At 62.8% G+C, this 20,818-nt stretch carries 14 protein-coding genes and 1 riboswitch; of the genes, 8 read left to right on the top strand and 6 right to left on the bottom strand.

The window, feature by feature from the left end; genetic code table 11:
* Positions 1-57: 57 nt before the first annotated feature.
* The 3 genes from E4T66_RS16970 to E4T66_RS16980 all read right to left on the bottom strand — a co-directional run bounded on the left by E4T66_RS16970 (position 58) and on the right by E4T66_RS16980 (position 3,094).
* Positions 58-1,023 carry an ABC transporter substrate-binding protein gene (locus E4T66_RS16970; protein ID WP_367396767.1) on the bottom strand — a complete coding sequence of 322 codons (966 nt, stop codon included), beginning with the start codon at positions 1,021-1,023 and terminating at the stop codon, positions 58-60.
* Positions 1,024-1,248: 225 nt separating this feature from the next.
* Positions 1,249-2,094, bottom strand: coding sequence for a sugar phosphate isomerase/epimerase family protein (locus E4T66_RS16975; protein WP_136850410.1), 846 nt, complete (start codon positions 2,092-2,094; stop codon positions 1,249-1,251).
* 4 nt (positions 2,095-2,098) lie between these two features.
* Positions 2,099-3,094 carry a fatty acid desaturase family protein gene (locus E4T66_RS16980; protein WP_136850412.1) on the bottom strand — a complete coding sequence of 332 codons (996 nt, stop codon included), beginning with the start codon at positions 3,092-3,094 and terminating at the stop codon, positions 2,099-2,101.
* A gap of 297 nt (positions 3,095-3,391) precedes the next feature.
* A riboswitch (guanidine-I (ykkC/yxkD leader) is annotated at positions 3,392-3,512 on the top strand.
* A gap of 115 nt (positions 3,513-3,627) precedes the next feature.
* Between E4T66_RS16980 and E4T66_RS16985 the strand changes: the two genes are divergently transcribed.
* The 5 genes from E4T66_RS16985 (at position 3,628) to E4T66_RS17005 (ending at position 11,083) form a co-directional block, all read left to right on the top strand.
* Positions 3,628-4,365, top strand: coding sequence for an urea amidolyase associated protein UAAP1 (locus tag E4T66_RS16985; protein WP_136850414.1), 738 nt, complete (start codon positions 3,628-3,630; stop codon positions 4,363-4,365).
* Between the two features lie 11 nt (positions 4,366-4,376).
* Positions 4,377-5,036, top strand: a complete 660-nt coding sequence (locus E4T66_RS16990; protein ID WP_136850416.1) for an urea amidolyase associated protein UAAP2 — start codon at positions 4,377-4,379, stop codon at positions 5,034-5,036.
* 99 nt (positions 5,037-5,135) lie between these two features.
* Positions 5,136-8,741 (top strand): urea carboxylase, encoded by a 3,606-nt coding sequence (gene uca, locus E4T66_RS16995; RefSeq protein ID WP_136850418.1) that lies wholly within the window; start codon positions 5,136-5,138, stop codon positions 8,739-8,741.
* A gap of 13 nt (positions 8,742-8,754) precedes the next feature.
* On the top strand, positions 8,755-10,557 hold the full coding sequence (gene atzF, locus E4T66_RS17000; protein ID WP_136850420.1) for an allophanate hydrolase: 1,803 nt from the start codon (positions 8,755-8,757) through the stop codon (positions 10,555-10,557).
* Positions 10,558-10,636: 79 nt separating this feature from the next.
* Complete coding sequence (locus tag E4T66_RS17005; protein WP_136850422.1) at positions 10,637-11,083, top strand: DUF4124 domain-containing protein; 447 nt, start codon at positions 10,637-10,639, stop codon at positions 11,081-11,083.
* A gap of 10 nt (positions 11,084-11,093) precedes the next feature.
* On the opposite strand, the gene speE is transcribed toward E4T66_RS17005, so the two are convergent.
* The gene (speE, locus tag E4T66_RS17010; RefSeq protein WP_136850424.1) at positions 11,094-11,945 is read right to left on the bottom strand and encodes a polyamine aminopropyltransferase; all 852 of its coding nucleotides are present in this window, start codon (positions 11,943-11,945) and stop codon (positions 11,094-11,096) included.
* Between the two features lie 71 nt (positions 11,946-12,016).
* Between speE and speA the strand changes: the two genes are divergently transcribed.
* Positions 12,017-13,912, top strand: coding sequence for a biosynthetic arginine decarboxylase (speA, locus tag E4T66_RS17015; RefSeq protein WP_136850426.1), 1,896 nt, complete (start codon positions 12,017-12,019; stop codon positions 13,910-13,912).
* Between the two features lie 156 nt (positions 13,913-14,068).
* Here speA and E4T66_RS17020 read toward each other — a convergent pair whose 3' ends face one another.
* Complete coding sequence (locus E4T66_RS17020; RefSeq protein ID WP_136850429.1) at positions 14,069-14,962, bottom strand: alpha/beta fold hydrolase; 894 nt, start codon at positions 14,960-14,962, stop codon at positions 14,069-14,071.
* Positions 14,963-15,100: 138 nt separating this feature from the next.
* Positions 15,101-16,597: a DUF3336 domain-containing protein gene (locus tag E4T66_RS17025; RefSeq protein WP_136850431.1), complete on the bottom strand. Its 1,497-nt coding sequence runs from the start codon at positions 16,595-16,597 to the stop codon at positions 15,101-15,103.
* A gap of 432 nt (positions 16,598-17,029) precedes the next feature.
* Between E4T66_RS17025 and E4T66_RS17030 the strand changes: the two genes are divergently transcribed.
* Positions 17,030-19,597, top strand: coding sequence for a TonB-dependent receptor (locus E4T66_RS17030; RefSeq protein WP_136850433.1), 2,568 nt, complete (start codon positions 17,030-17,032; stop codon positions 19,595-19,597).
* A 114-nt stretch (positions 19,598-19,711) separates the two neighbouring features.
* The gene (locus E4T66_RS17035; RefSeq protein ID WP_136850435.1) at positions 19,712-20,722 is read left to right on the top strand and encodes a helix-turn-helix transcriptional regulator; all 1,011 of its coding nucleotides are present in this window, start codon (positions 19,712-19,714) and stop codon (positions 20,720-20,722) included.
* Positions 20,723-20,818: the final 96 nt, after the last annotated feature.

Below are 20,818 nucleotides of genomic sequence, written 5' to 3' on the forward strand. Positions count from 1 at the left end.
GTCGTGAATTCCAGAACTGGGTAAGTGATCGGGTGTCTGGTCGGGTGTCGCGTGGACTTACAGGCCTGCCGTCAGTGAGCCATCGATGTAGCTGTCGACATCCTGTGCTTCCTTGTAGACATCGTTGGCGAGGTTGAACTCGTCGACGATCTTCGAAGAGCCGTACAGCGAACCGAAGCCGTCGCCCTTCTTGAAGAAGCCTTTGGCTTCGTCCAGCGTCAGGATCTTGGTGCCGGTGTAGAAACCTTCATATTCCTCGGGAGAGACACCGACGCGCGATGCCATGATCTTGATCGCATCGGCATGCGTCTTCGGATCGTGGATGTAGTCGACCGCGCGGTACCAGACCTTCACGACCTTTTCCCAGTCCGCCTTGCGCGTGGCCAGACTCACTGGCGACACCGCGAGCACGTCATAGATCAGGCCGGGTTCGTCGGCGCTGGTGTAGATCGGCTTGGAACCGGGGACCAGCTTCAGGGCGACGCCGGAGTTCGGCTGCCACGCCGCGATGGCGGAGACGTCACCGCTGGCGAGCACCTGTGGGGTTTCGTTGGTCGGCACGTTGACCAGGGTCACGTCCTTCTCGCTCATGCCGGCCTTCTTCAGGCCGTTGAGCAGCAGCAGGTGATCGACGAAACCGATCTCGACGCCGACCTTCTTGCCCTTCAGATCCTTCAGCGAGCTGATGCCCGGCTTGCCGACGATCATGTCGTTGCCGTTGCTGTAGTCGTTGATGATGATCATCACGCTCTTGGCGCCGGTGGCGCCGGTCACCAGCGCATCGCCGTTGGTCATCGTCACCGCGTCGAGCTTGCCGGCCGCGAAGGCGTCCATCGACGCGACGTAGTCGAACCATTCGAACGAGACGTCGACGCCAGCGTCCTTGAACCAGTTCTTCTCGATCGCGACCTGCCATGCGACCCAGCCCGGCCAGTCGCTGTAGCCGATTTTCAGGGGTTCCGCAGCCTGCGCGGACAGCGACAGCATCCACGCGCCCAGCGTTGCGGCAAACAGTTTCTTCATACCGATCTTCATCGCGGGTCCTCTTTGAAGTATTACGAACAGAGACATTCGTATTACTCACACAGCAAGTGCCGTGCCATTGCACTTGCGCCCCTCAGATTGCTGTCAAACCGGGGTTTGCGCGCATCGCGTCGGATCCATGGGGGTGTCGATGCTGTGTTCTGAGGCATGCCTGCGCGCCGAGACAGTGCGCCGCGCGATCGCATCGCGCATTCGTCAGAACGATCAGCGCTGCGCGATGAAGCGAGTGAAATGCGCGTGTTCGGTGTCGCCGACCCAGCGATTCAGATCCCACAGGTCGGCGACCGGCGCCCGCGTGAACGGCAGGCAGTGCAGGTAGCCGTCCGGTCCGAACTCCGGCGTCATCGTGGTGAGCGTCGTTCCGCCAGCGTGCTGCGCGTCCCAGATCAGTGTCCACCAGCGCTGGTGCGCCGCCAGCGCTTCGGCGAATTCCGGCGCAGCCGGATGCGGTACCTGCGGACCCTGGTCATAGCCGACGCGGGCGTGGATGTGGCGAACGTTGGGCGCGATGGCTTTGATGATGTCGAGCTCGCTGTCGATCAGCCGCTCGCAGACCACGCACCAGTGACTGAAATCGGCGGTGAGTGGAATTTGCGGCAGCGCGGCGACGACATCGCGCGTGATCCACGGATTGAACAGCGAACGCCCACGATGCGTCTCGAAACTCAGTGACAGGCCGTGCCGTCGTGCCAGCGCCATGCCGCCTTCGAAGAAGCGCAGCGAGTCCGCCAGCGGCCACGCGTCGCACCCGCCGATGCAGTTCACGTGCAGTGGATGAAGCGCCTGCGCACGCGACAGGCCGGCGTCGAGATCGCGCAGATGCTGCTCGACGCTGGCGTGGCGGTCGGGGACGTAACTGCCGGCGGTGGTGATCTCGGCGATGAACTGCAGTCCGTGGTCGTTCAGCGCCGCGCTCAGCTCGGCGAGCTGGGCGGGACTTTGTGGCGTTTGTCCCTCAAGACCGCCGAAGCCGGCGGCGTGTGCCTGCCCGGCGGCGGCGGCCAGCGATCCGTCGTGACCCCACAGCGTCTTGAACAGTTTCAGTTCCATGACTTCAGTGCGCCGTCAGGAACGACACGCCGAGCACGCCGATGAAATCCTGCGGCGCGCCGATCGCGTGGTCGGGCGCATCGCCATTCAGCACGCGCGCGACGCGGTGGCGGTGGTAGCTGCGCAGCAGCGCGGCAAATGGCAGGACGTGATCCGGCGTGCTCCCGGGTTGCGCACGATGCAGCGCCGGCAGTGCATGCCACGGCGTGCTGGGATGGATGTGATGCGCGTTGTGGTAACCGAAGTTCAGCATCAATCGATCAATCCAGGGATGTGTCGGCGCCAGCGGATTGGAGTAGGTGTTGCGCTGTTCGTAGGCACGGTCGCCGGCAGGGCGCTGCGGGGTGCCGTCGTCCAGTGTGGTCAGCACGGCATAGGTGTGCTGGTGCACGTCCATGAAGCGCAGTGCGTGCAGGAACAGCAGATACGCGAGCGCGTAATACAGCGGCGCCGTCGGCGTGATCCACGCCATGCCGACGAACAGGCTGCCGCGCACGACCAGATTGACCAGCACGCGCGTGCGGCGATCGCGGCGCTTCGGCGAGGTGAACGGCAGCACGATCACCAGCGCATGCATCAGCAGGTCGACTGCCGGGATGTAGGCCCACTCGGCCAGCTGCACCGCGCGCAGCCACCCCGGATGGCGCAGCAGCAGCGCACGGTAGTCGTAGGCGATGACGTCGGCGCGTTCGGAGTGATGGCGCAGATGCTTGCGCCGGATATCGTCGTAGCGACCATAACTGGCGCCGACCATCCAGCTCAGCACTGCGCCGAGCCGGCGATTGGCGGCCTGTGAGACGAAAATGCTGTTGTGCGCGCATTCGTGGATCAGATACGCGGCCACGACCAGGCTGTGCGCCAGCGCCAGGCATGCAATCCCTTGCAGCAGCATGGTGCCGGACAGCAGGCCGCCAATTGCTGCAGCGGTTACGCCCAGGGCGTAGCCCAGCGCCGCGAGTTGTGGCCAGTCCGCGCGGCCGCCGCGCAATGCCCAGTCCATCCTGCCGCTCCATGCCTGCGGCCAAGGCGCCGCAATGCAGGCCACTGCGCAATCGACGTGCCACGCCATCGCGGACCTTAGATAGGCATGAGGTAGGCATGGGGGTTTGTGCGATCCAGCGTGATGGCCGGTGGTGCACTATTTCGACGCATCGGTGCGCCATCGTGGCGCGGATGTGGTCACCGGACGCGCGCAGGCGGCGTCACAGCCGCGGCTTCGCCGTGGCATGTGTTGTGCTATATCTGCACTTGAGAGGGGTAGGCCGCGCTTCGGAAAACCGATGCCCGGCCCGCTGCTTCGAAGGGTGGCTAGGGTTCCGGTCCGCGGTGCGGATGCTGGTCCGAGAGCCGCCGGCCTCTGCGAGGCGGGCCTGTCCCGCGGATCGGATGCTGCACGGAGGGATAAAAGCCCGGGAGGATCGCTTTGATGTCAGGCGCTCTCTCGTTGTGCTTTCGATCTGACCCGCAGGAGGCTGCCGTGAACAAAATACTGAATCCCCAACCGCCCTCTCGCCCTACGTGCGGAGCGTGGCGATGACTGCGCTCTCACCGATCGCGCCGTCCGCGCTGCTGTGGCAGGAAACCGTGCCCGGGGGCTGTCACTGGTCCGGCCTGATGCGACGCGGCAGCGCGCTGCGCCTGACCGATCTCGACGGCGGCGCCAACGTCTCGGCGCTTTTCTTCAATCAGGAAGAGAAGCTCGAGCGCTACAACATGCCGGACTCGCTCAAGGCACAGCACACCGCGTTTCTGACCACCGGCAACGTACTGATGTCGGACATGGGCCGCGTGCTGTGCTCGATCATCGGTGACGAGCTCGGGTGGCACGACACCGTCTGCGGGCTGTCGGATGCGAATTCGATTCGTGAAAAGTACGGCGAGGCGCGGTACCAGACGCATCGCAACGCGATGCATCGCAGTGCGCGTGACGGGCTGCTGGTCGAACTCGGAAAGTGGGGACTGGGCAAGCGTGATCTGGTCGCCAACGCCAACTTCTTCAGCAAGGTGGTGCCGGATGCTGACGGCTATCTGGGCTACGTCACGGGGCATAGCCGCGCCGGCGCCGCGCTGGACCTGCGCTTCGACATGAACGTACTGGTGGTGCTGTCGACTGCGCCACATCCGCTGGCTCCTGCCGGAGCGTACCGGCCTGCGGCGGTCGAACTCAGCGCCTGGCACGCCGGTGTCGCTGCGCCCGACGACGTCTGCCGTTTGCACTGTCCGCAGAACCAGCGGGCGTTCACCAACACCGACCGCTACTTCGCGCAATAGGGAGTGCAGAGATGAGTCTGATCGTTGAAAGTCATCTGCGCCCGGAAACCGCGGTGCTGGATCAGGTCTGCGCTGCCGGTGAGCCGTGGATGGCGACGGTGCGCAAGGGCCAGGTGTTCCGCATTCTCGACCTCGAAGGCAACCAGGCCGTGGACACACTGTTCTACAGCGCGGCCGACGCGGAGGAACGCTACAGCGCGGTGGATACGATCCAGCGGCAGGCGCGCCTGTATCTGGAAGCAGGATCGGTGCTGTACTCCAGCGAAGGTCGACCGATGCTGACCATTGTCGCCGACACCTGCGGTCGCCACGACACCCTAGGGGGCGCCTGTGCGGCCGAAAGCAATACCGTGCGCTATGCACTGGACAAGCGACCGATGCACAGCTGCCGTGACAATTTCATGCACGCGCTGGCGCACTGCGACTGCGCGCATCACCTGAATCTGGGCAAGCGCGACATCGCACCGAATATCAATTTCTTCATGAACGTGCCGGTGACGCCGGACGGCGCACTGAAATTCGATGACGGCATTTCCGCCCCGGGCAAATACGTCGAGCTGCGAGCAGAGATGGACGTGGTGGTGCTGATCTCCAACTGCCCGCAGCTCAACAATCCCTGCAATGCCTACAACCCGACGCCGGTGCGGCTGTTGGTGTGGGACCCGGAATGAGCGGAATCTGATCCGGCGGTATCGCGGTAACACGACAGCGGGACGACCCGTTGCCGTCCTCACGCAGAAGCGGGACGACCCGTCGATGAGATCGATGTCATGTTCAACAAGGTCCTGATAGCCAATCGCGGTGCCATCGCCTGCCGCGTCATCCGCACGCTCAAGGCGCTCGGCGTGAAGTCGGTCGCGGTGTATTCGGAGGCCGATGCCAATGCGCTGCATGTGAGTCTGGCCGACGAAGCCGTATGCATCGGTCCGGCGCCGGCGACGGAGAGCTATCTGCGCGCTGAGCGCATTCTGGATGCAGCGCGCGCGACCGGTGCCGAAGCGATCCATCCAGGGTACGGCTTCCTCTCCGAGAATCCGGACTTTGCCGAAGCCTGTGCCGCAGCCGGCATCGCCTTCGTCGGGCCGACCCCGGAGCAGATGCGCGCGTTCGGCCTCAAGCACACCGCGCGCAGCCTGGCCGAGGACAGTGGCGTGCCGATGCTGCCCGGCAGCGGCCTGCTCAATGACGTCGGACATGCGCGCGCCGAGGCCGCACGCATCGGCTACCCGGTGATGCTCAAGAGCACTGCCGGTGGCGGTGGCATCGGCATGCGTCTGGTGTGGTCAGACGACGCGCTGGAGGAGGCCTATGCTTCGGTCGATCGTCTGGCGCGCGCCAATTTCAAGGAAGCCGGCATCTTCATCGAAAAATACGTCGAGGCCGCGCGCCATATCGAAGTGCAGGTCTTCGGCGATGGCGAAGGTCACGTCATCGCGCTGGGCGAGCGCGACTGCTCGGTCCAGCGGCGCAATCAGAAAGTGATCGAGGAAACGCCGGCCCCCGGCTTGAGCGACGCGCAGCGTGCGCAGCTGCACTCCGTCGCGGTGCGCTTGATGCAGTCGGTCAACTATCGCTCGGCCGGCACTGTCGAGTTTGTGATGGACGCGAGCACCGGCGCGTTCTATTTCCTGGAGGTCAACACGCGGCTGCAGGTCGAGCACGGTGTGACCGAACAGGTTGCCGGGGTCGATCTGGTGGCCTGGATGCTGCAGCTGGCTGCGGGCGATCTCCCGGCGTTGGACGGTTTGCAGCCACGCCTGCGCGGCGCGTCGATCCAGGTGCGTCTGTATGCCGAAGATCCGAACAAGGACTTCCAGCCGTCGTCGGGACTACTGACCGAAGTGGCGTTTCCGGCGGACGCGCGCATCGAAAGTGCGGTGGTTGGCGGCGCCGAGGTCACGCCGTACTACGATCCGATGCTGGCCAAGCTGATCGTCACCGCCGACACGCGTGATGCCGCGCTGGAAAAGCTGCAGGCGGCGCTGGCCGCGACGCGCATCGCCGGCATCGAAACCAATCTCGACTATCTGCGTCAGGTTGTTGGCGACCGCGTTTTTGCTGAAGGCCGCCAGACCACGCGCTACCTGAACAGCTTCCACTATCTGCCGTCCACGATCGACGTGATCGAACCCGGCGTGCAGACCTCGGTGCAGGACTGGCCCGGTCGTGTGGGCTACTGGGATGTTGGCGTACCGCCCTCCGGTCCGATGGACGCACTGGCGCTGCGCATCGGCAACCGGCTGCTCGGCAACGACGAAGGCAGCGCCGCACTCGAATGCACCATGAGCGGACCCAGCCTGCGTTTCAATTGCGACACCGTGTTTGCGCTGACTGGCGCAGAAACGGCGGCGACGCTGGATGGCGCACCGCTGGCGTACTGGCAGACGCATCGCGTCCGCGCCGGCAGCGTACTCACTATCGGTGCGGTCAAGGACGCCGGCTGTCGCAGTTATCTGTGCGTGCGGGGTGGGTTCGACGTGCCGGATTATCTCGGCGCCAAGGCCACCTTCACGCTGGGCCAATTCGGCGGGCACGCCGGTCGCACGCTGCGAGGCGGCGATGTGCTGCATCTGTGTCCGGCCGCGGAACCCTCGATCGCCGCTGACGCGCACTGGCCGGCAGCGGCGCGACCGCAGCATGCGCGGCACTGGCAGATCGGCGTGCTCTACGGTCCGCATGGCGCCCCGGACTTTTTCACCGACCCGGACATCGAGCGCTTCTTCGCGACCGATTGGGAAGTGCACTACAACTCCAGCCGCACCGGCGTGCGTCTGATCGGACCCAAGCCGGAATGGGCGCGCAGCGACGGCGGCGAAGCCGGCCTGCATCCGTCCAACATCCACGACAATGCTTACGCCATTGGCGCGATCGACTTCACTGGCGACATGCCGGTGATTCTCGGGCCTGATGGCCCCAGTCTCGGCGGCTTCGTGTGTCCGGCCGTGGTGGTGCAGGCCGAGCTGTGGAAGCTGGGGCAGCTGCGTCCGGGCGACACCTTGCGGTTTGTCCCGGTCGGGGCGGAGCAGGCGGCGCAGATGCTGGAGGCCCAGGCGGCAAGCCTGAGCTGCGGTGCGCCGCTGGCGCAGCCGCAGACCGAGGCGCTGACGTCTCCGATCCTGATGCAGCGTGCCGCTGCGGGTGAGCATCCGCAGGTGATCTATCGGCAGGCCGGCGATGCCTATCTGCTGGTCGAGTACGGGCCGCTGGAACTGGACCTGACACTGCGCTTCCGAGCGCACGCGCTGATGGAAGCGCTGCAGGGCTGGCGTGATACCCAGGACAACAGCGGCATCATCGATCTGACGCCGGGCATCCGCTCACTGCAGGTGCATTACGATCCGCGCCGACTGGCCCGCACGGCCCTGCTTGAACGCCTGCAGCAGATCGAGGATGCGTTGCCGGCGATCGACGAGAACAGTGTGCCGACACGCATCGTGCATCTTCCGTTGTCCTGGGACGATGCCGCGACGAAACTCGCGATCGACAAGTACATGCAGTCGGTGCGCAAGGACGCGCCGTGGTGTCCGAGCAATATCGAATTCATCCGTCGTATCAACGGGCTCGACAGCGTCGACGCGGTCAAGCGCATCGTGTTCGATGCCGCGTATCTGGTGCTGGGCCTCGGCGACGTCTATCTCGGCGCGCCGGTGGCGACCCCGCTGGACCCGCGGCATCGACTGGTCACCACCAAGTACAACCCGGCGCGCACCTGGACGCCGGAGAATGCCGTCGGTATCGGCGGTGCCTATCTGTGCGTCTACGGCATGGAAGGGCCGGGCGGCTACCAGTTTGTCGGTCGCACCGTGCAGATGTGGAACCGCTGGCGCCAGACGGCCGATTTCGCCAAACCCTGGCTGCTGCGTTTCTTCGACCAGATCCGTTTCTACGAAGTCGGCGCCGATGAGCTGCTGCAGCTGCGGCAGGATTTCGTCGCTGGGCGCTTCCAGCTGAAGATCGAGCACAGTCGATTCAACCTGGCCGACTACACCCGCTTTCTCGGTGACAACGCTGCGGAGATTTCCAGCTTCAAGACGCAGCAGCAATCCGCCTTCGACGCGGAACGTGAACGCTGGCGCGCGGCCGGTCAGGCCGAATACGTCAGCGAGGCCGAGGTCGCCGCAGCCGGCCCCGATAGCGAACTCGACCTGCCGCCCGGCGCGCGCATGGTCACTGCGCACGTGCCGGGCAGTGTCTGGAAGGTGCTGGTGCAGCCGGGTCAGCGCGTCGCCGCTGGCGAGACCCTGGTGATCGTGGAATCGATGAAGATGGAATTCAGTGTGGTGGCGCCCGAAGCCGGCGAGGTCCTGACGGTGCTGTGCCGCGAAGGTGCGCCGGTATCGGCGGGCCAGGATGTGCTGACCCTGCAAGTCTCATGAGCCGGAGCCCGCGATGAGCGACCAGATTCCTGACAGTCTCGACCTGGACACGCTGCGCGCCGCGTATCGCGCGGGTCTCAAGCCCAGCGTGCTGCTCGAGGCCCTGCTGGAACGCGCCGAAAACGATACACGGCATTGCTGGATCGCCTTGACGCCGGTCGAGCAGCTGCGCGCGCTGGCGAGCGCGCTGGATGCGCAAGCGCCGGACTCGCTGCCGTTGTACGGCGTGCCGTTCGCGATCAAGGACAACATTGATCTCGAAGGGCTGCCGACGACGGCGGCGTGCCCCGATTTTGCCTACATGCCCGAGCGCAGCGCCGAAGTCGTCGAACGCCTGATCGCGGCCGGGGCGTTGCCGCTGGGCAAAACCAATCTGGACCAGTTCGCCACCGGCCTCAACGGCACGCGTTCGCCCTACGGGGTCTGCCTCAACGCCTTCGATCCGGCCTATGTCTCCGGCGGGTCCAGCTCGGGTTCCGCGGTCAGTGTCGCAACCGCTCAGGTCAGTTTTTCGTTGGGCACCGACACCGCGGGGTCCGGTCGGGTCCCGGCCGCGTTCAACAATCTGGTGGGGCTGAAGCCGACGCGCGGCCTGATTTCGACGCGGGGCGTGGTGCCGGCGTGCCGCTCACTCGATTGCGTCTCGATTTTCGCGCTGACGGCGGAAGACGCCGAGCGGGTCTACGGCGTGGCGCTGGGCGGTGACGGTGATCCGGCGTACGCGCGGGCTGCCGAGCCGCATGGCTTCGATTTCGGACGTGCGCAGGGCTTCCGCTTCGGCGTGCCGCGCGCGGAGCAGCTCCAGTTCTTTGGTGACGCGGCCTACGAGGCGCTGTTCGCTGAAGCCGTCACCCGACTCGAGGCGCTGGGCGGGACGCGCTGCGAGATCGATTTCGCGCCGTTTCTCGATGCCGCCCGACTGCTCTACGACGGGCCGTGGGTCGCCGAGCGCTATCACGCAATCCGCGAATTTATCGAGCGCCAGCCGGAATCTCTGCTGCCGGTGATCCGGCAGATCGTCGGTGCCGCGGCATCCCTGCGCAGCGTTGATGCCTTCGACGCGTTCTATCAGCTGGCAGCGCTGAAGCGCAGCGCCGATGCCATCTGGAAGGATGTCGATGTGGTGCTGACGCCGACCGCCGGCTTCATCCCGACGATCGAGGCGACCCTTGCCGAGCCGGTACGCCTCAACAGCGATCTCGGGTACTACACCAACTTCATGAACCTGCTGGATTACGCCGCGGTGGCAATGCCGGCGGGTTTTCGCGCCGACGGCCTGCCGTTTGGCGTCACGCTGTTCGCGCCGGCGCATCAGGACGTGCCGCTGCTGCATCTGGCCGCGCGCTGGCAGCGCGCGGGCGCGGTGACCTTGGGTGCCACCGCGCAACCGATGCCGCCGCTGGCCGCGGTGGCGCCGGCCGTGCCCAGCGGGCAGGTCCAGCTCGCCGTCTGCGGTGCGCACATGGCGGGTCTGCCGTTGAATCATCAGCTCACCGAGCGCGGTGCGCGCCTGGTGTGCGCGACGCAGTCGGCGCCGGCCTATCGTTTTTATGCACTGGCCGGCGGGCCGCCGTTCCGGCCGGGCATGATCCGCGTCGCCGAAGGTGGTGCTGCGATCGAGGTCGAAGTGTGGGAGCTGCCGGCGCGCCTGTTCGGCAGCTTTGTGGCCGCAATCCCGGCGCCGCTGGGGATCGGCAAGCTGGAGCTGGCCGACGGTCGCTGGGTGCCGGGTTTCATCTGCGAGCCGGGGGGTGTGGTTGGCGCTGCCGACATCACGCATCACGGCGGCTGGCGCGCCTATCTGGCTCAGCGGTAGTGTTCGAGGCCGTTCGCGGATCGGCCTGCGCGGTGCGTGCTGCTAGACTCGGAGCCGGTTCAGCTGAACGAGAGTCGCCATGAGAGGCAAGTCACTGCTGATGGCTGCGATGCTGTGCGCGGCCACGTCTATTGCTCTGGGCGGGCCTGTTTACAAATGGGTCGACACGCAGGGGCGGTATCACTACGGCGATCAGCCGCTTCCGGGCTGGACGCGCGTCGACGTCAAGCCGATCGGTGGCGGTGCCACGGAGCCGGAACCCACCCCCACTCCCGCGCCGGTCGACGACGCGCCGGCTGGGGAAGATCCCGTGAAGGCGGTGAACGACGCAGCCGCAAGCGCGCGGCTGCGGGCGGACGAATGCAAGCGGCGCAGGGAGCAGCTGGAAACCTACCGCAACGCGCCGCGCATCATCGAGCGCGATGAAAAAGGCCAGGAACGCGAGTACAACGAGGCGCAGAGGCTGCAGTTGCTCGAACAGACCCAGCGACAGGTCACCGAGCTGTGTCGGGACCCGTCCGGGTAGCGGGGTCGATTCAGGCCTTCAGCGCGCGCCGCATGAAGTTCGGCAGCGCAAACGCACCGCGATGGATCTCGGCGTTGTAGTACTGCGTGTCCAGCGCGTCCAGCGCCGCCGGATCGAGACGCTCGGCCAGCGCGCCGGCCTGCTTGCAGGCGATCGAGCCTGACCACCAGCCCGACGGATAGATCGGCTGCGGAAAGTGCAACAGATGCGTCTGGGCAAAGCCGGCGTCGCGCATGGCCTGATGCATTTCGGTTATCAGATCCTGATGCAGCAGCGGCGATTCGGATTGCTGCACCAGCATGCCGTCCGCACGCAGCGCACGGATGCAGTCCAGATAGAAGCGCTTGCCGAACAGACCTTCGGCCGGGCCGACCGGGTCGGTCGAATCGATGATGATCAGGTCGATCGAGCCTTCCGGGGCGTCCTTCATCCACTGGATGCCGTCGCCGAAGAACAGCGTCGCGCGCGGGTCGTTGTTCTTGTCGCACAGCTCCGGGAAATACTGCTCCGACAGTCGCGTCACGCGCTCGTCGATCTCGACCTGGGTTGCGGACTCGACCTCCGGGTGCTTCAGCACTTCGCGCAAGGTGCCGCAGTCGCCGCCGCCGACGACCACCACGTTGCGGGGGTTCGGGTGCGAGTTCAGCGCCGGATGCGACATCATCTCGTGATAGAGGAAATTGTCGCGCGTCGTGACCATGGTGCAGCCGTCGATGGTCATCAGATACCCGAACGTCTCGGTCTTCCAGATCTCGATGGACTGGAAGGGCGTGCGCTCCTCGTGGACCTTTTCGGCCTTGAGAGAAAATGCGCTGCCGGTGGCGTCAACGGCTTCAGTGAACCAGCTGCGATCGAGTGTCATCGGGAGTTTCCTGAGAAGGCTCTAGAATGGCGGAAAATTAGCGGCGCGAGTATATCGAGTGACGACTTCCGATGAATGACAATCGCCCGGCGTGGACCGCCGCCCAGGCGCGCGACCTGTACAACACCGCCCAGTGGGGCGAGGGCTACTTTGACGTCAGCGACGACGGCCACCTGCTGGTGCGCCCGTTTCGCGAGCGCTCGCCGGTGGCGATCGACCTGTACGCGCTGGCGCGACGCCTGCCGGGCGAGGGCCTGGCGCTGCCGGTGCTGCTGCGCTTCTCCAACATCCTGCACGACCGCGTCGACGCGCTGACCGGCGCCTTCGCCGAGGTCATTGACGAACTCGGCTATACCGGCAGCTATACCGCGGTTTACCCGATCAAGGTCAACCAGCAGGAAGACGTCATCCGCGAGATCGTCCGCCATGGCGGCGCGCGCGTCGGCCTGGAGGCGGGCTCGAAGCCGGAGCTGGCGGCGGTGCTGGGCATGGCGCGGCCGGGCAGTATCGTCGTCTGCAACGGCTACAAGGACCGGGCCTACATCCGCCGTGCGCTGATCGGGCAGAAGCTCGGGCACAGGGTCTACATCGTCGTCGAAAAGCTGTCCGAGCTGCCGCTGGTGATCGCTGAATCGCGTGCGCTGGGCGTCGCGCCGGTCATCGGTCTGCGCGTGCGCCTGTCCGCCAACTTCACCAGCACCCAGCAGAACACCGGTGGCGAAAAGGCCAAGTTCGGCCTGACTTCGCCGCAGGTGCTCGAAGCCGTCGAGATGCTGCGTGCGGCCGGGCATATTGCTGCAGTGCAGATGGTGCATTTCCATCTGGGTTCGCAGGTCGCCAATGTGCAGGACGTCGCGAAGGGGCTGCGTGAGGCGGCGCGCTTCTACGTCGAGCTGCGCAGACTCGGTGCCCCGGTCAATGTGGTGGACGTCGGCGGCGGGCTGGGCGTCGATTACGAGGGCACCCGCAGCCGCTCGTTCTGTTCGATGAACTACTCGCAGCGCGAGTACGCACGCAACATCCTGCGCACCCTGCAGGAAGTCTGTGCCGAGTACGACGAGCCGCAGCCCAATGTGATCTCCGAGTCCGGTCGCGCGCTGACTGCGCATCATGCGGTGCTGATCGCCGATGTCGTCGATCGCGATGAACTGCCGACGCGCGAGATCGAGCCGCCGGCTGATGACGCGCCGGTGGTCCTGAGCGAGCTGTATGCGCTGTTCGAGCAGATCGATGTGCAGGGTCCGATCGAGAGCCTGCATGATGCCGCGCAGTTCTTCTCCGACGCGCAGGTGCAATACACGCTGGGCCAGCTGAGCCTGCGCGAGCGCGCCTATGCCGAGCGCGCGTATTACGCGCTGGCGCATGCGGTGTTGCCGAAGCTCGATCCGACCATCCGCGCGCAGCGTGACGCGATCGACGAGGTGCGCGACAAGCTGGCGGCCAAATACTTCTGCAATTTTTCGGTGTTCCAGTCGGTGCCGGATGCCTGGGCGATCGATCAGGTGTTTCCGATCATGCCGATCCATCGCCTCGACGAGCGTCCGGATGTGCGCGCGCGGTTGTGTGATCTCACCTGCGATTCCGATGGCCGTCTGGATCAGTACGTTGATCGTGAAGGCCTGATGCCGACGCTTGCGCTGCATTCGCTGAACGACGGCGAACCCTATCTGATGGGGTTCTTCATGGTCGGCGCCTACCAGGAAATCCTGGGCGACATGCACAACCTGTTCGGCGACACCAACGCCGTCAACGTCATGCTCGACGGCAACGGCGGCTGGACGCTGACCGACGCCGAGCTGGGTGACCGCACAGACGAGCTGTTGCGCTACGTGCATCTGGAACCGGAGCGGCTGATCGACACCTACCGCGAAAAGATCGCCGCCGCCGGGCTGCCGGCGGATGAGGCGGCGGCGCTGCTGGCCGAGCTGGAAGCCGGCCTGACCGGATATACCTACCTGTCGGAGTAGCCGCCGCAGACGCCGACTCCGCGGTTTGGCGGGGGCGCCCGGAGGTCTTCAATCATCCGGGCCGCTTGCCGTAGTCGGAGTGCCGCCTTGCGCGTGCGGCGGCAGGTCCGTGACTCAGGGCGCTGCGCTACCGGCGCCCGAACCTGCTGAGTCGGGTCAGGCGTTGAGAAAGCGCCGCAACTCGCGGCCAAAACGGCGCGGCGCTTCAAACGGAATGGCGTGACCGCAGCGCGAGAACGTCACCATCTGTGCATGCGGCACCAGATCGGCGATGGTGCGCTGGCCCGCGGCCGGATACATCACCGAATCCTCGCCGATCAGCACCGTCATCGGCACCTTCATCTGTGGCAGGCTCGGACGCCAGTCGTAGTCGTCTTCCAGATACGAGCGCACGCAGTCGAGATAGATCGACCAGTTCTGCGTCGGCGCGACGCGACGGATCAGCTGTTCGTAACGTGCCAGTCGGCCGATGGCTTTCCATCCGCGGTGATGGAAGGCGTGATCGAAGAATTCGCTGAGGCTGTGCCAGAGCTGTCTGCGCAGCGCAGGCGGCAAGGTTTCGTAGTCGGCGCCACGGTAGGGTTCGAGTTCGCCCATCAGCGCCTTCCAGCCCACCATGCGCTGTTGCTGCTCCGTGCCGAGCAGACCGTGCTGCCAGTCGGCGTCATTGCGCACGCGCGGTGACTGGTCAATGTGCAGATAGCGATCGATACGCTCGAAGCCGTGCAGGCGGTGGTACTGGAGCGCGGTACAGGCGCCCATCGACAGCCCCCCGAGCCGAACGCCGTGCAGATCCAGCGCGTCGAGCAGGTCCGCCAGATCATCCGCATGCTGGCTGAGCAGACACGACTGACTCAGTGCGGTGGAATGAGAGCCGCCGAAGCCACGCAGGTCGGGCAGGATGAAGCGATAGCGATGGGCCAGCGGCAAGGCGAACGGCAGCCACAGCGCAGCCGGCATCGCAAAGCCGTGCAGCAGGACGACCGGCTCACCGCGTCCGATGTCGTGATAGTGCAGTCTGGCGCCGTCGCGCGTACGGAGGTAGGGCATGCCTGTGCACTCTAGCGACAATCGCGATTGTTGGAAGCGCCAGAAAAAGCTTGTGTATCGCCGGCTCAATTCAACCGGCAACGGCGATCAAATCAGCGTGAACCAGTGTCTGCGCGGACCACGACCGGACCGCTCTGTTCAGCCTGCTGCGGTGGTGCGGATGTGCGCGGCCGGGCGTTTGCGCTGGGCGGGTGCATACGTGGCCAGTGCTTCGTAGTCACGGCGGATCGATTCCAGATGCCGACCGATCCGGGTCTGGATGCGCACCATTTCCAGCTTGGGCCACGCGGCTCGTTCGCCCATGGCGATCAGCTCGGCGATCTCGGCTTCGGACAGATGCGTCAGCAGGCGCACCGGGTTGTAGAACTTGTAGGGCGGAAGAATGTTGATATCGCCGGCATAGTCCTGATTCAGCACGGACAGTACGATGTTGGTCGCACGATTGAGGCGAGGTCGTCGCGACAGCGGTCGGCTCAGCAGCGTCGCTCCGGCGTTGAGCCACACACGTGCGGTGCGAGTCGCGGCGATCCTTAGAACATTGCCGATCTCGTTTCTGCGTCTGGCGTCGCTGATGAACGGAATGACATGTGGATTGGTCTGGCTGACGATGAAGTGATTCACGCCATAGAGTCGCGCGAGACGTTTGGCGGGCAGGTCGTCGCTGACCGCACCGTCGACCCAGCGCCGTGTTGGCAGATACTGCTTTTTCTTTCCGTCCTTGTCCTTGGCCGCAAGTGTGACCGGCGGGTAAACACCGGGAACTGCGGCGGAGGCGAGGATCGCTTCGCGGATCAGCACATTGGGCGACGTCACCGCATTGAGCAGACGGGAGGTCTGATGGGCTTCCGCGGGTGAAATCGAAATGTTCAGATGACGGCCGGTCTTGTCGTAGGCCTCCTGGAACGTCATGTCCGGTACCAGACGGGCGATGATCGCCTTGATTTCGCTGACCTGAAGCACGGGCTGGCGCAGGCGCTGCAGAATTCCCGGAGGTTGCTCGCCCGGATCAATCTTGTGCACCAGATAATTCGGGTCAAAGATCTTTTGCAGCTCGGCGTCCGTGTGGGTTGCCACGATGCTGCCGACGAAGGAGCCGCCACTGGAACCGGACAGCACCGTGGGCAACAGGCCCTGTTCCCACAGTGCTTTGACCACGCCGATGTGGAAATACAGCAGCATGCCGGAGCCGCTCATCATCAATGCTGACTGGCCGAAGCAGTGATGGGCACGCCGGAAGAAGTCGAGCTTGTCTTCGATGCTGATGTCATCAATGTCCGGATCGGCAATGACATCCAGGGCATCGACGATCGCATCAACGTATTCGACGATCAGCTGTTTGGTTCCGAAGCGCGCACGATGGTACAGCTCCAGGCGTCCCATCCCGCCCATGTTGCCGTGTATGCCTTCGTTGAGATCGAATAGCAGCCCGTGGTGATCACCGGATGCGATCAGTTCACGCAGGCGTTCCACCCGTGTGCGGATGGCGCGGTAATCGTATTGGCTCGACTGATCCGTCGCCTTCCAGCGCTGGTGGCCCGCTAGTTCGTCGTAAGCCTGCGCCGCGTCGCTCCACTGTGCGTAGTTGCGAGCCTCATGCATGGCTTTGCGGGCGTTGCGGATTGCTGGGGTTGGCATGGTGCGTGGCGATTCGGCGGGTTTGGTTTAGAAGAATTCTGCGCAGTTCGTGCCTGGAAGGACTGTGCTTCAAACTGAGCAGGATGCCCTTAGGGCTCAACAACGATGATACGGAAACGCCGCATTAAGTTGGAACTGGAATGCGGAAACCTGACTACTTCGGCGGTAATCGCTGCAAGCTGAGTGATTCAGATTGACAGTGGGTACCAACGTGATGCGGAAAATCCGGATGGATTGAAATATGGATGGCAGCCGGCGTTGCGTCACTATGGACAAGGATTGCTGATATGCGAGCATTTAGCTGAGCGGCCTTCCGGCAGAGAATCCCAAATATAAATTGCTGACAGCTTCGAGCGCCGTCGATCAAGAACTCTTGATGACAAAGGTGCTGGGCCAGCTGAGTGCGCATTCAAACAAGAGGAGAGCTGGTTCATGTCAATGGCGGAACTGCCGGCGTATGCGCGCGGGTGCTGTTTGGCACTTGTTGCTTCACTACTTGCGTGTCCAGTGCATGTGGCCGCCCAGACGTATGATTTGGACTACTTGCTTGAGGACGAATCCGCCTCGGGGACAGAGAAATCAAGCACGACGGACGACGCCACTGATTCGCCTAGCGCCCCGGAGGCCGACACTGGCTCCGATGACACACAAGGTCGATCGGAACCTTCACTTGACGAATCGCCAGCGCCTTATGCGCAAAGCCTGCCTGTTGAGCCGATAGTCGCCGAAGAGGCTCCGCGCAAGGCGGCAGTTCGGAAGCCGCAAGCAAGGCTTGAGGAAATTATTGTTACTGCGCAGAAGCGAGCAGAAGATGTACGCGATGTGCCAATCGCGATATCGGTGATGTCTGGCGAGGACATGAAGAAGGCTGCCATCTCCAGCTTCGACGAAATGGCGCGCCTGATCCCCAATGTGTCCTTCAACACGGACTTTAATTCGCTGTATATGAGGGGCATCGGCACAGCCGAACTCAACATTATTTCGGAACAGGCTGTGTCGTATGTGTTGGACGGAGTCTATGTATCGCGACTGGACTACCTCAAGCCCGGTTTCATGGATGTTCAGCGCATCGAGGTTCTCAAAGGTCCGCAGGGCACGTTGTACGGACGTAATGCGACGGCAGGCGTCATCAACGTGACATACGGCGAGCCAACCGAGGAGTGGGAATCTTCGGTGTCGATCAGCGGTGGCTCAAGAAATTTGAGGAAAGTTGAGGCAGCCGTATCCGGACCGATCAGTGATGATTTGGGCTTTCGCCTCGCTGGGAACCTAACGCGTGAAGACGGACATACATTGAACCTCACGGACGGCAATACCCTTGGGGACAAAGATATCAGGCAAGCGCGCGCGAAGTTTCACTACCGCATCACGGACGATCTTGATGTATCGCTGGGAGCAAGCTACTTCGACTACTTTATCGGTGTCTGGGGGGGCGCGGAGACCTTTCGGTCGGCCGAACCATTCCGCTCAGCGATTACGCTTCTCGATCCGAACTTTGAATATCAACTGGATCGCCGTAGTACGGCCAATCGCCAGAACGCATCGAACGGTGAAGGCATCATTGTTCCGCTCCAGTTCACGCTGGACTATTGGAATCACAGCTTCTCTTCAATCACAGCATATTCCCGGCTGGATGATTTTCAGGGCGGCGATATTGACGGCAGCGCGGCCATGATTGCCGAGATGCCGGTCTATTCAAAGTCACATGCCATCAGTCAGGAGTTCCGTGTCGTGTCCCCGCCGGGCGATATTGAGTACGTTGGCGGTGTCTTTCTGTATCAGTCGGAATTCAGTGCCGATCTCGACATCGCGGTACTGCCAAATTTCGGTCTTAATACAATTTCGGGAGTCGGCCTGCTGACCCCGCTGATTGACTTAATTGGTGCCGATACGCTCGATCCGCTGACCGATTTGGTGTTCCCGGCGGGCAATATTGATAACCTGAACGGCGAAGCATCGGTAAGGGTCAATTCGCTGGGTCTCTTTGGTCAAGCGACATGGCATATCAGCGATTCGCTGGCATTGTTGTTGGGGGGGCGTTATTCGAAGGATGATCGTCGCGGAAAGGCTGTCGAGAGTAGTGATGGTCCCGTACCGTTCTGGGCGGTGGTTACGCTTGGAGGATTCAGTGTTGATCGGAAGGCCGATGACGAAAACTTTTCGCCTAAGGTTTCACTTACGTGGGAAATGCTCGACGAAGTCACGCTGTATGGTACCTATGCCAAAGGATTTCGAGCGGGAAGTTTCAACATTGCCGCGATCGGCGGCCCGGATGACTTCGAATTCAAGGGGGAAGATTCGACGACATACGAAGCAGGCTTTAAGACCGAGTTTCTGGGGGGGCTGATACGCTTCAATCTGGGGGGCTTTGCGACAGTGTACAAAGACTACCAATTGGCAACGTTTAATGGTCTGGGTTACTCGATCGCCAACGCCGAAGAAGTGACAAGCAGGGGTATAGAGTCCGATCTGACGGCGATGATCTATCCAGGGCTGATCGCTACAGCCGCCGTGGGGTATAACAAGGGCCAGTTTGAAAAATACACGCAGGGTGGTTGCCCGTCGGTGGGCCTTCTGGAGCCGGGCGGACTACCGCCACAGGGCATCGCCGCTTTGCCACCGAATAAGATTTGCGATTTGTCTGGTCGCCCACTATTTCGTGCTCCGGAATGGACCGGTAATCTCGGCTTGAACTATGCGGCGCCCCTGTTCGACTGGTCTATGGATCTCGTTGCCGGAGTCAACGCCACATATAAAGGCTTTGAATACATGGACTCCGATCTTGACCCTGTGGATGGACAGGATGCCTATTGGCTGTACAACGCGCACCTTGGATTGAAGGATGCAGACGATCGGTGGAGTGTCGTGGTTCACGGCAAGAACTTGACCGACGAACTGGTGAAGACGTTCAGCGGCGATATTCCAATTCAGCCAGGCTCGCATTGGGCGTTGACCAATCCCCCCCGCTCATTTTCAATGACGCTGACCGTCAATTTCTAGGGCGTTGCAAAGTAGGTCCCCAAGCTTTGGAATCCGGTATGATCGGACGATGGCAAGTGCGAGTATTACCCGCGTTGTAATGTCGAGGCAGGAATTGATCTGTGCGGGGGGACAATGACAGTCTCGTCCACTCAATGGATGCAGCTCAAGAGACTTTTCGCCCAGTTTGCTCCGCATGACGCCGCGGTCGCCGAGCGGTTTGACGATCTGGTCGAGCGCGCCAAGGGTGCCCCACTTTGCGAGCAACACAGGCTTACTGCAGAGCTGACTGATTTGCTGGGCGAGCTCCCCACCGCCCAGGATTTAGCTTTTTTTCTTGGAAGGCATATGCCGATCACGGCATATGGCGACATGGCGCTTGCCAGCAAGATCGCGCCCAACTTTGATGCTGCGCTACGGCTATTGAGCAAGTTTCATAGCCGCGCGGCACCGCTGGTCTTGTATACCTACACCAGTGATGTGCATGAGGGGCGATTCGGAGTCGGCTTTCGAGCGCCGGTGAGTAGTCGTGGTCAGGCTTTTGTGCTGGGAGCCGCGGCCGCTGTGTTAAGTATTGAACTGACGCGCTTCGCGGGGGCTGGCTCCAAGTTGGAGCGGATTGAGCTGACATCCGATTGCGAAGGCTGGAAGTCAGCGTATTTGCGTCACTTAGGCGTTAGTCCGAGTACTGGACATGATCACAACATGTTTGTGATCAGGCGCGCAGCACTAGACGCTTCGAATCCTATTGGCGATGCAGAAACTTTTGAGAGTCTGGTTGCAGAGTATTCGAGGCGTGTCGATCTGGAGGAATCCGGGATAAGTGCTAGTGTGAAGGTATGCGAACTGCTCATTGCGAATATCGTCGATGTTCCGACGCTGAGTGCTCTGGCAAAAAATTTGCACATGACGCCTAGACAGCTACGGCTGGCTCTGCAGCGCGAGGCTACCAGTTATCGAGAACTTGTCCGGCAGTGCCGAATCAAGTATGCGAGTGCTTTGATCAAGGATGTTACGTTGCCGGTGTCGCAGATCGCATATCGTCTGGGCTATGCAGATCTGTCGTCTTTCACGCATAGCTTCAAGCGCTGGACCGGCAAGACTCCATCCGAACTGCGCCAAGCATCGCTTGAACGCCGGCAGTAGCCGGCGTCATTGCGAGCAAACAATCGTAGTTTGAGATCATTTCGAGATGCGCACTTATTGCGTAGCTTTGTCAACGCTGATGCGGTCGCATTGGCT

The sequence above is a fragment of the Sinimarinibacterium arenosum genome, from assembly GCF_005047655.1.
Classification (GTDB): Bacteria; Pseudomonadota; Gammaproteobacteria; order Nevskiales; family Nevskiaceae; genus Solimonas.

What these genes read in the sequence shown, in the direction of transcription:
- E4T66_RS16975 (WP_136850410.1), bottom strand. Translation starts at nt 2,094, where the DNA reads ATGGAACTGAAACTGTTCAAGACGCTGTGGGGTCACGACGGATCGCTG.
- E4T66_RS16970 (WP_367396767.1), bottom strand. Translation starts at nt 1,023, where the DNA reads ATGAAGAAACTGTTTGCCGCAACGCTGGGCGCGTGGATGCTGTCGCTG.
- E4T66_RS16980 (WP_136850412.1), bottom strand. Translation starts at nt 3,094, where the DNA reads ATGGACTGGGCATTGCGCGGCGGCCGCGCGGACTGGCCACAACTCGCG.
- uca (WP_136850418.1), top strand. Translation starts at nt 5,136, where the DNA reads ATGTTCAACAAGGTCCTGATAGCCAATCGCGGTGCCATCGCCTGCCGC.
- speE (WP_136850424.1), bottom strand. Translation starts at nt 11,945, where the DNA reads ATGACACTCGATCGCAGCTGGTTCACTGAAGCCGTTGACGCCACCGGC.
- E4T66_RS16990 (WP_136850416.1), top strand. Translation starts at nt 4,377, where the DNA reads ATGAGTCTGATCGTTGAAAGTCATCTGCGCCCGGAAACCGCGGTGCTG.
- E4T66_RS17035 (WP_136850435.1), top strand. Translation starts at nt 19,712, where the DNA reads ATGACAGTCTCGTCCACTCAATGGATGCAGCTCAAGAGACTTTTCGCC.
- E4T66_RS17025 (WP_136850431.1), bottom strand. Translation starts at nt 16,597, where the DNA reads ATGCCAACCCCAGCAATCCGCAACGCCCGCAAAGCCATGCATGAGGCT.
- E4T66_RS16985 (WP_136850414.1), top strand. Translation starts at nt 3,628, where the DNA reads ATGACTGCGCTCTCACCGATCGCGCCGTCCGCGCTGCTGTGGCAGGAA.
- E4T66_RS17030 (WP_136850433.1), top strand. Translation starts at nt 17,030, where the DNA reads ATGTCAATGGCGGAACTGCCGGCGTATGCGCGCGGGTGCTGTTTGGCA.
- atzF (WP_136850420.1), top strand. Translation starts at nt 8,755, where the DNA reads ATGAGCGACCAGATTCCTGACAGTCTCGACCTGGACACGCTGCGCGCC.
- E4T66_RS17005 (WP_136850422.1), top strand. Translation starts at nt 10,637, where the DNA reads ATGAGAGGCAAGTCACTGCTGATGGCTGCGATGCTGTGCGCGGCCACG.
- speA (WP_136850426.1), top strand. Translation starts at nt 12,017, where the DNA reads ATGAATGACAATCGCCCGGCGTGGACCGCCGCCCAGGCGCGCGACCTG.
- E4T66_RS17020 (WP_136850429.1), bottom strand. Translation starts at nt 14,962, where the DNA reads ATGCCCTACCTCCGTACGCGCGACGGCGCCAGACTGCACTATCACGAC.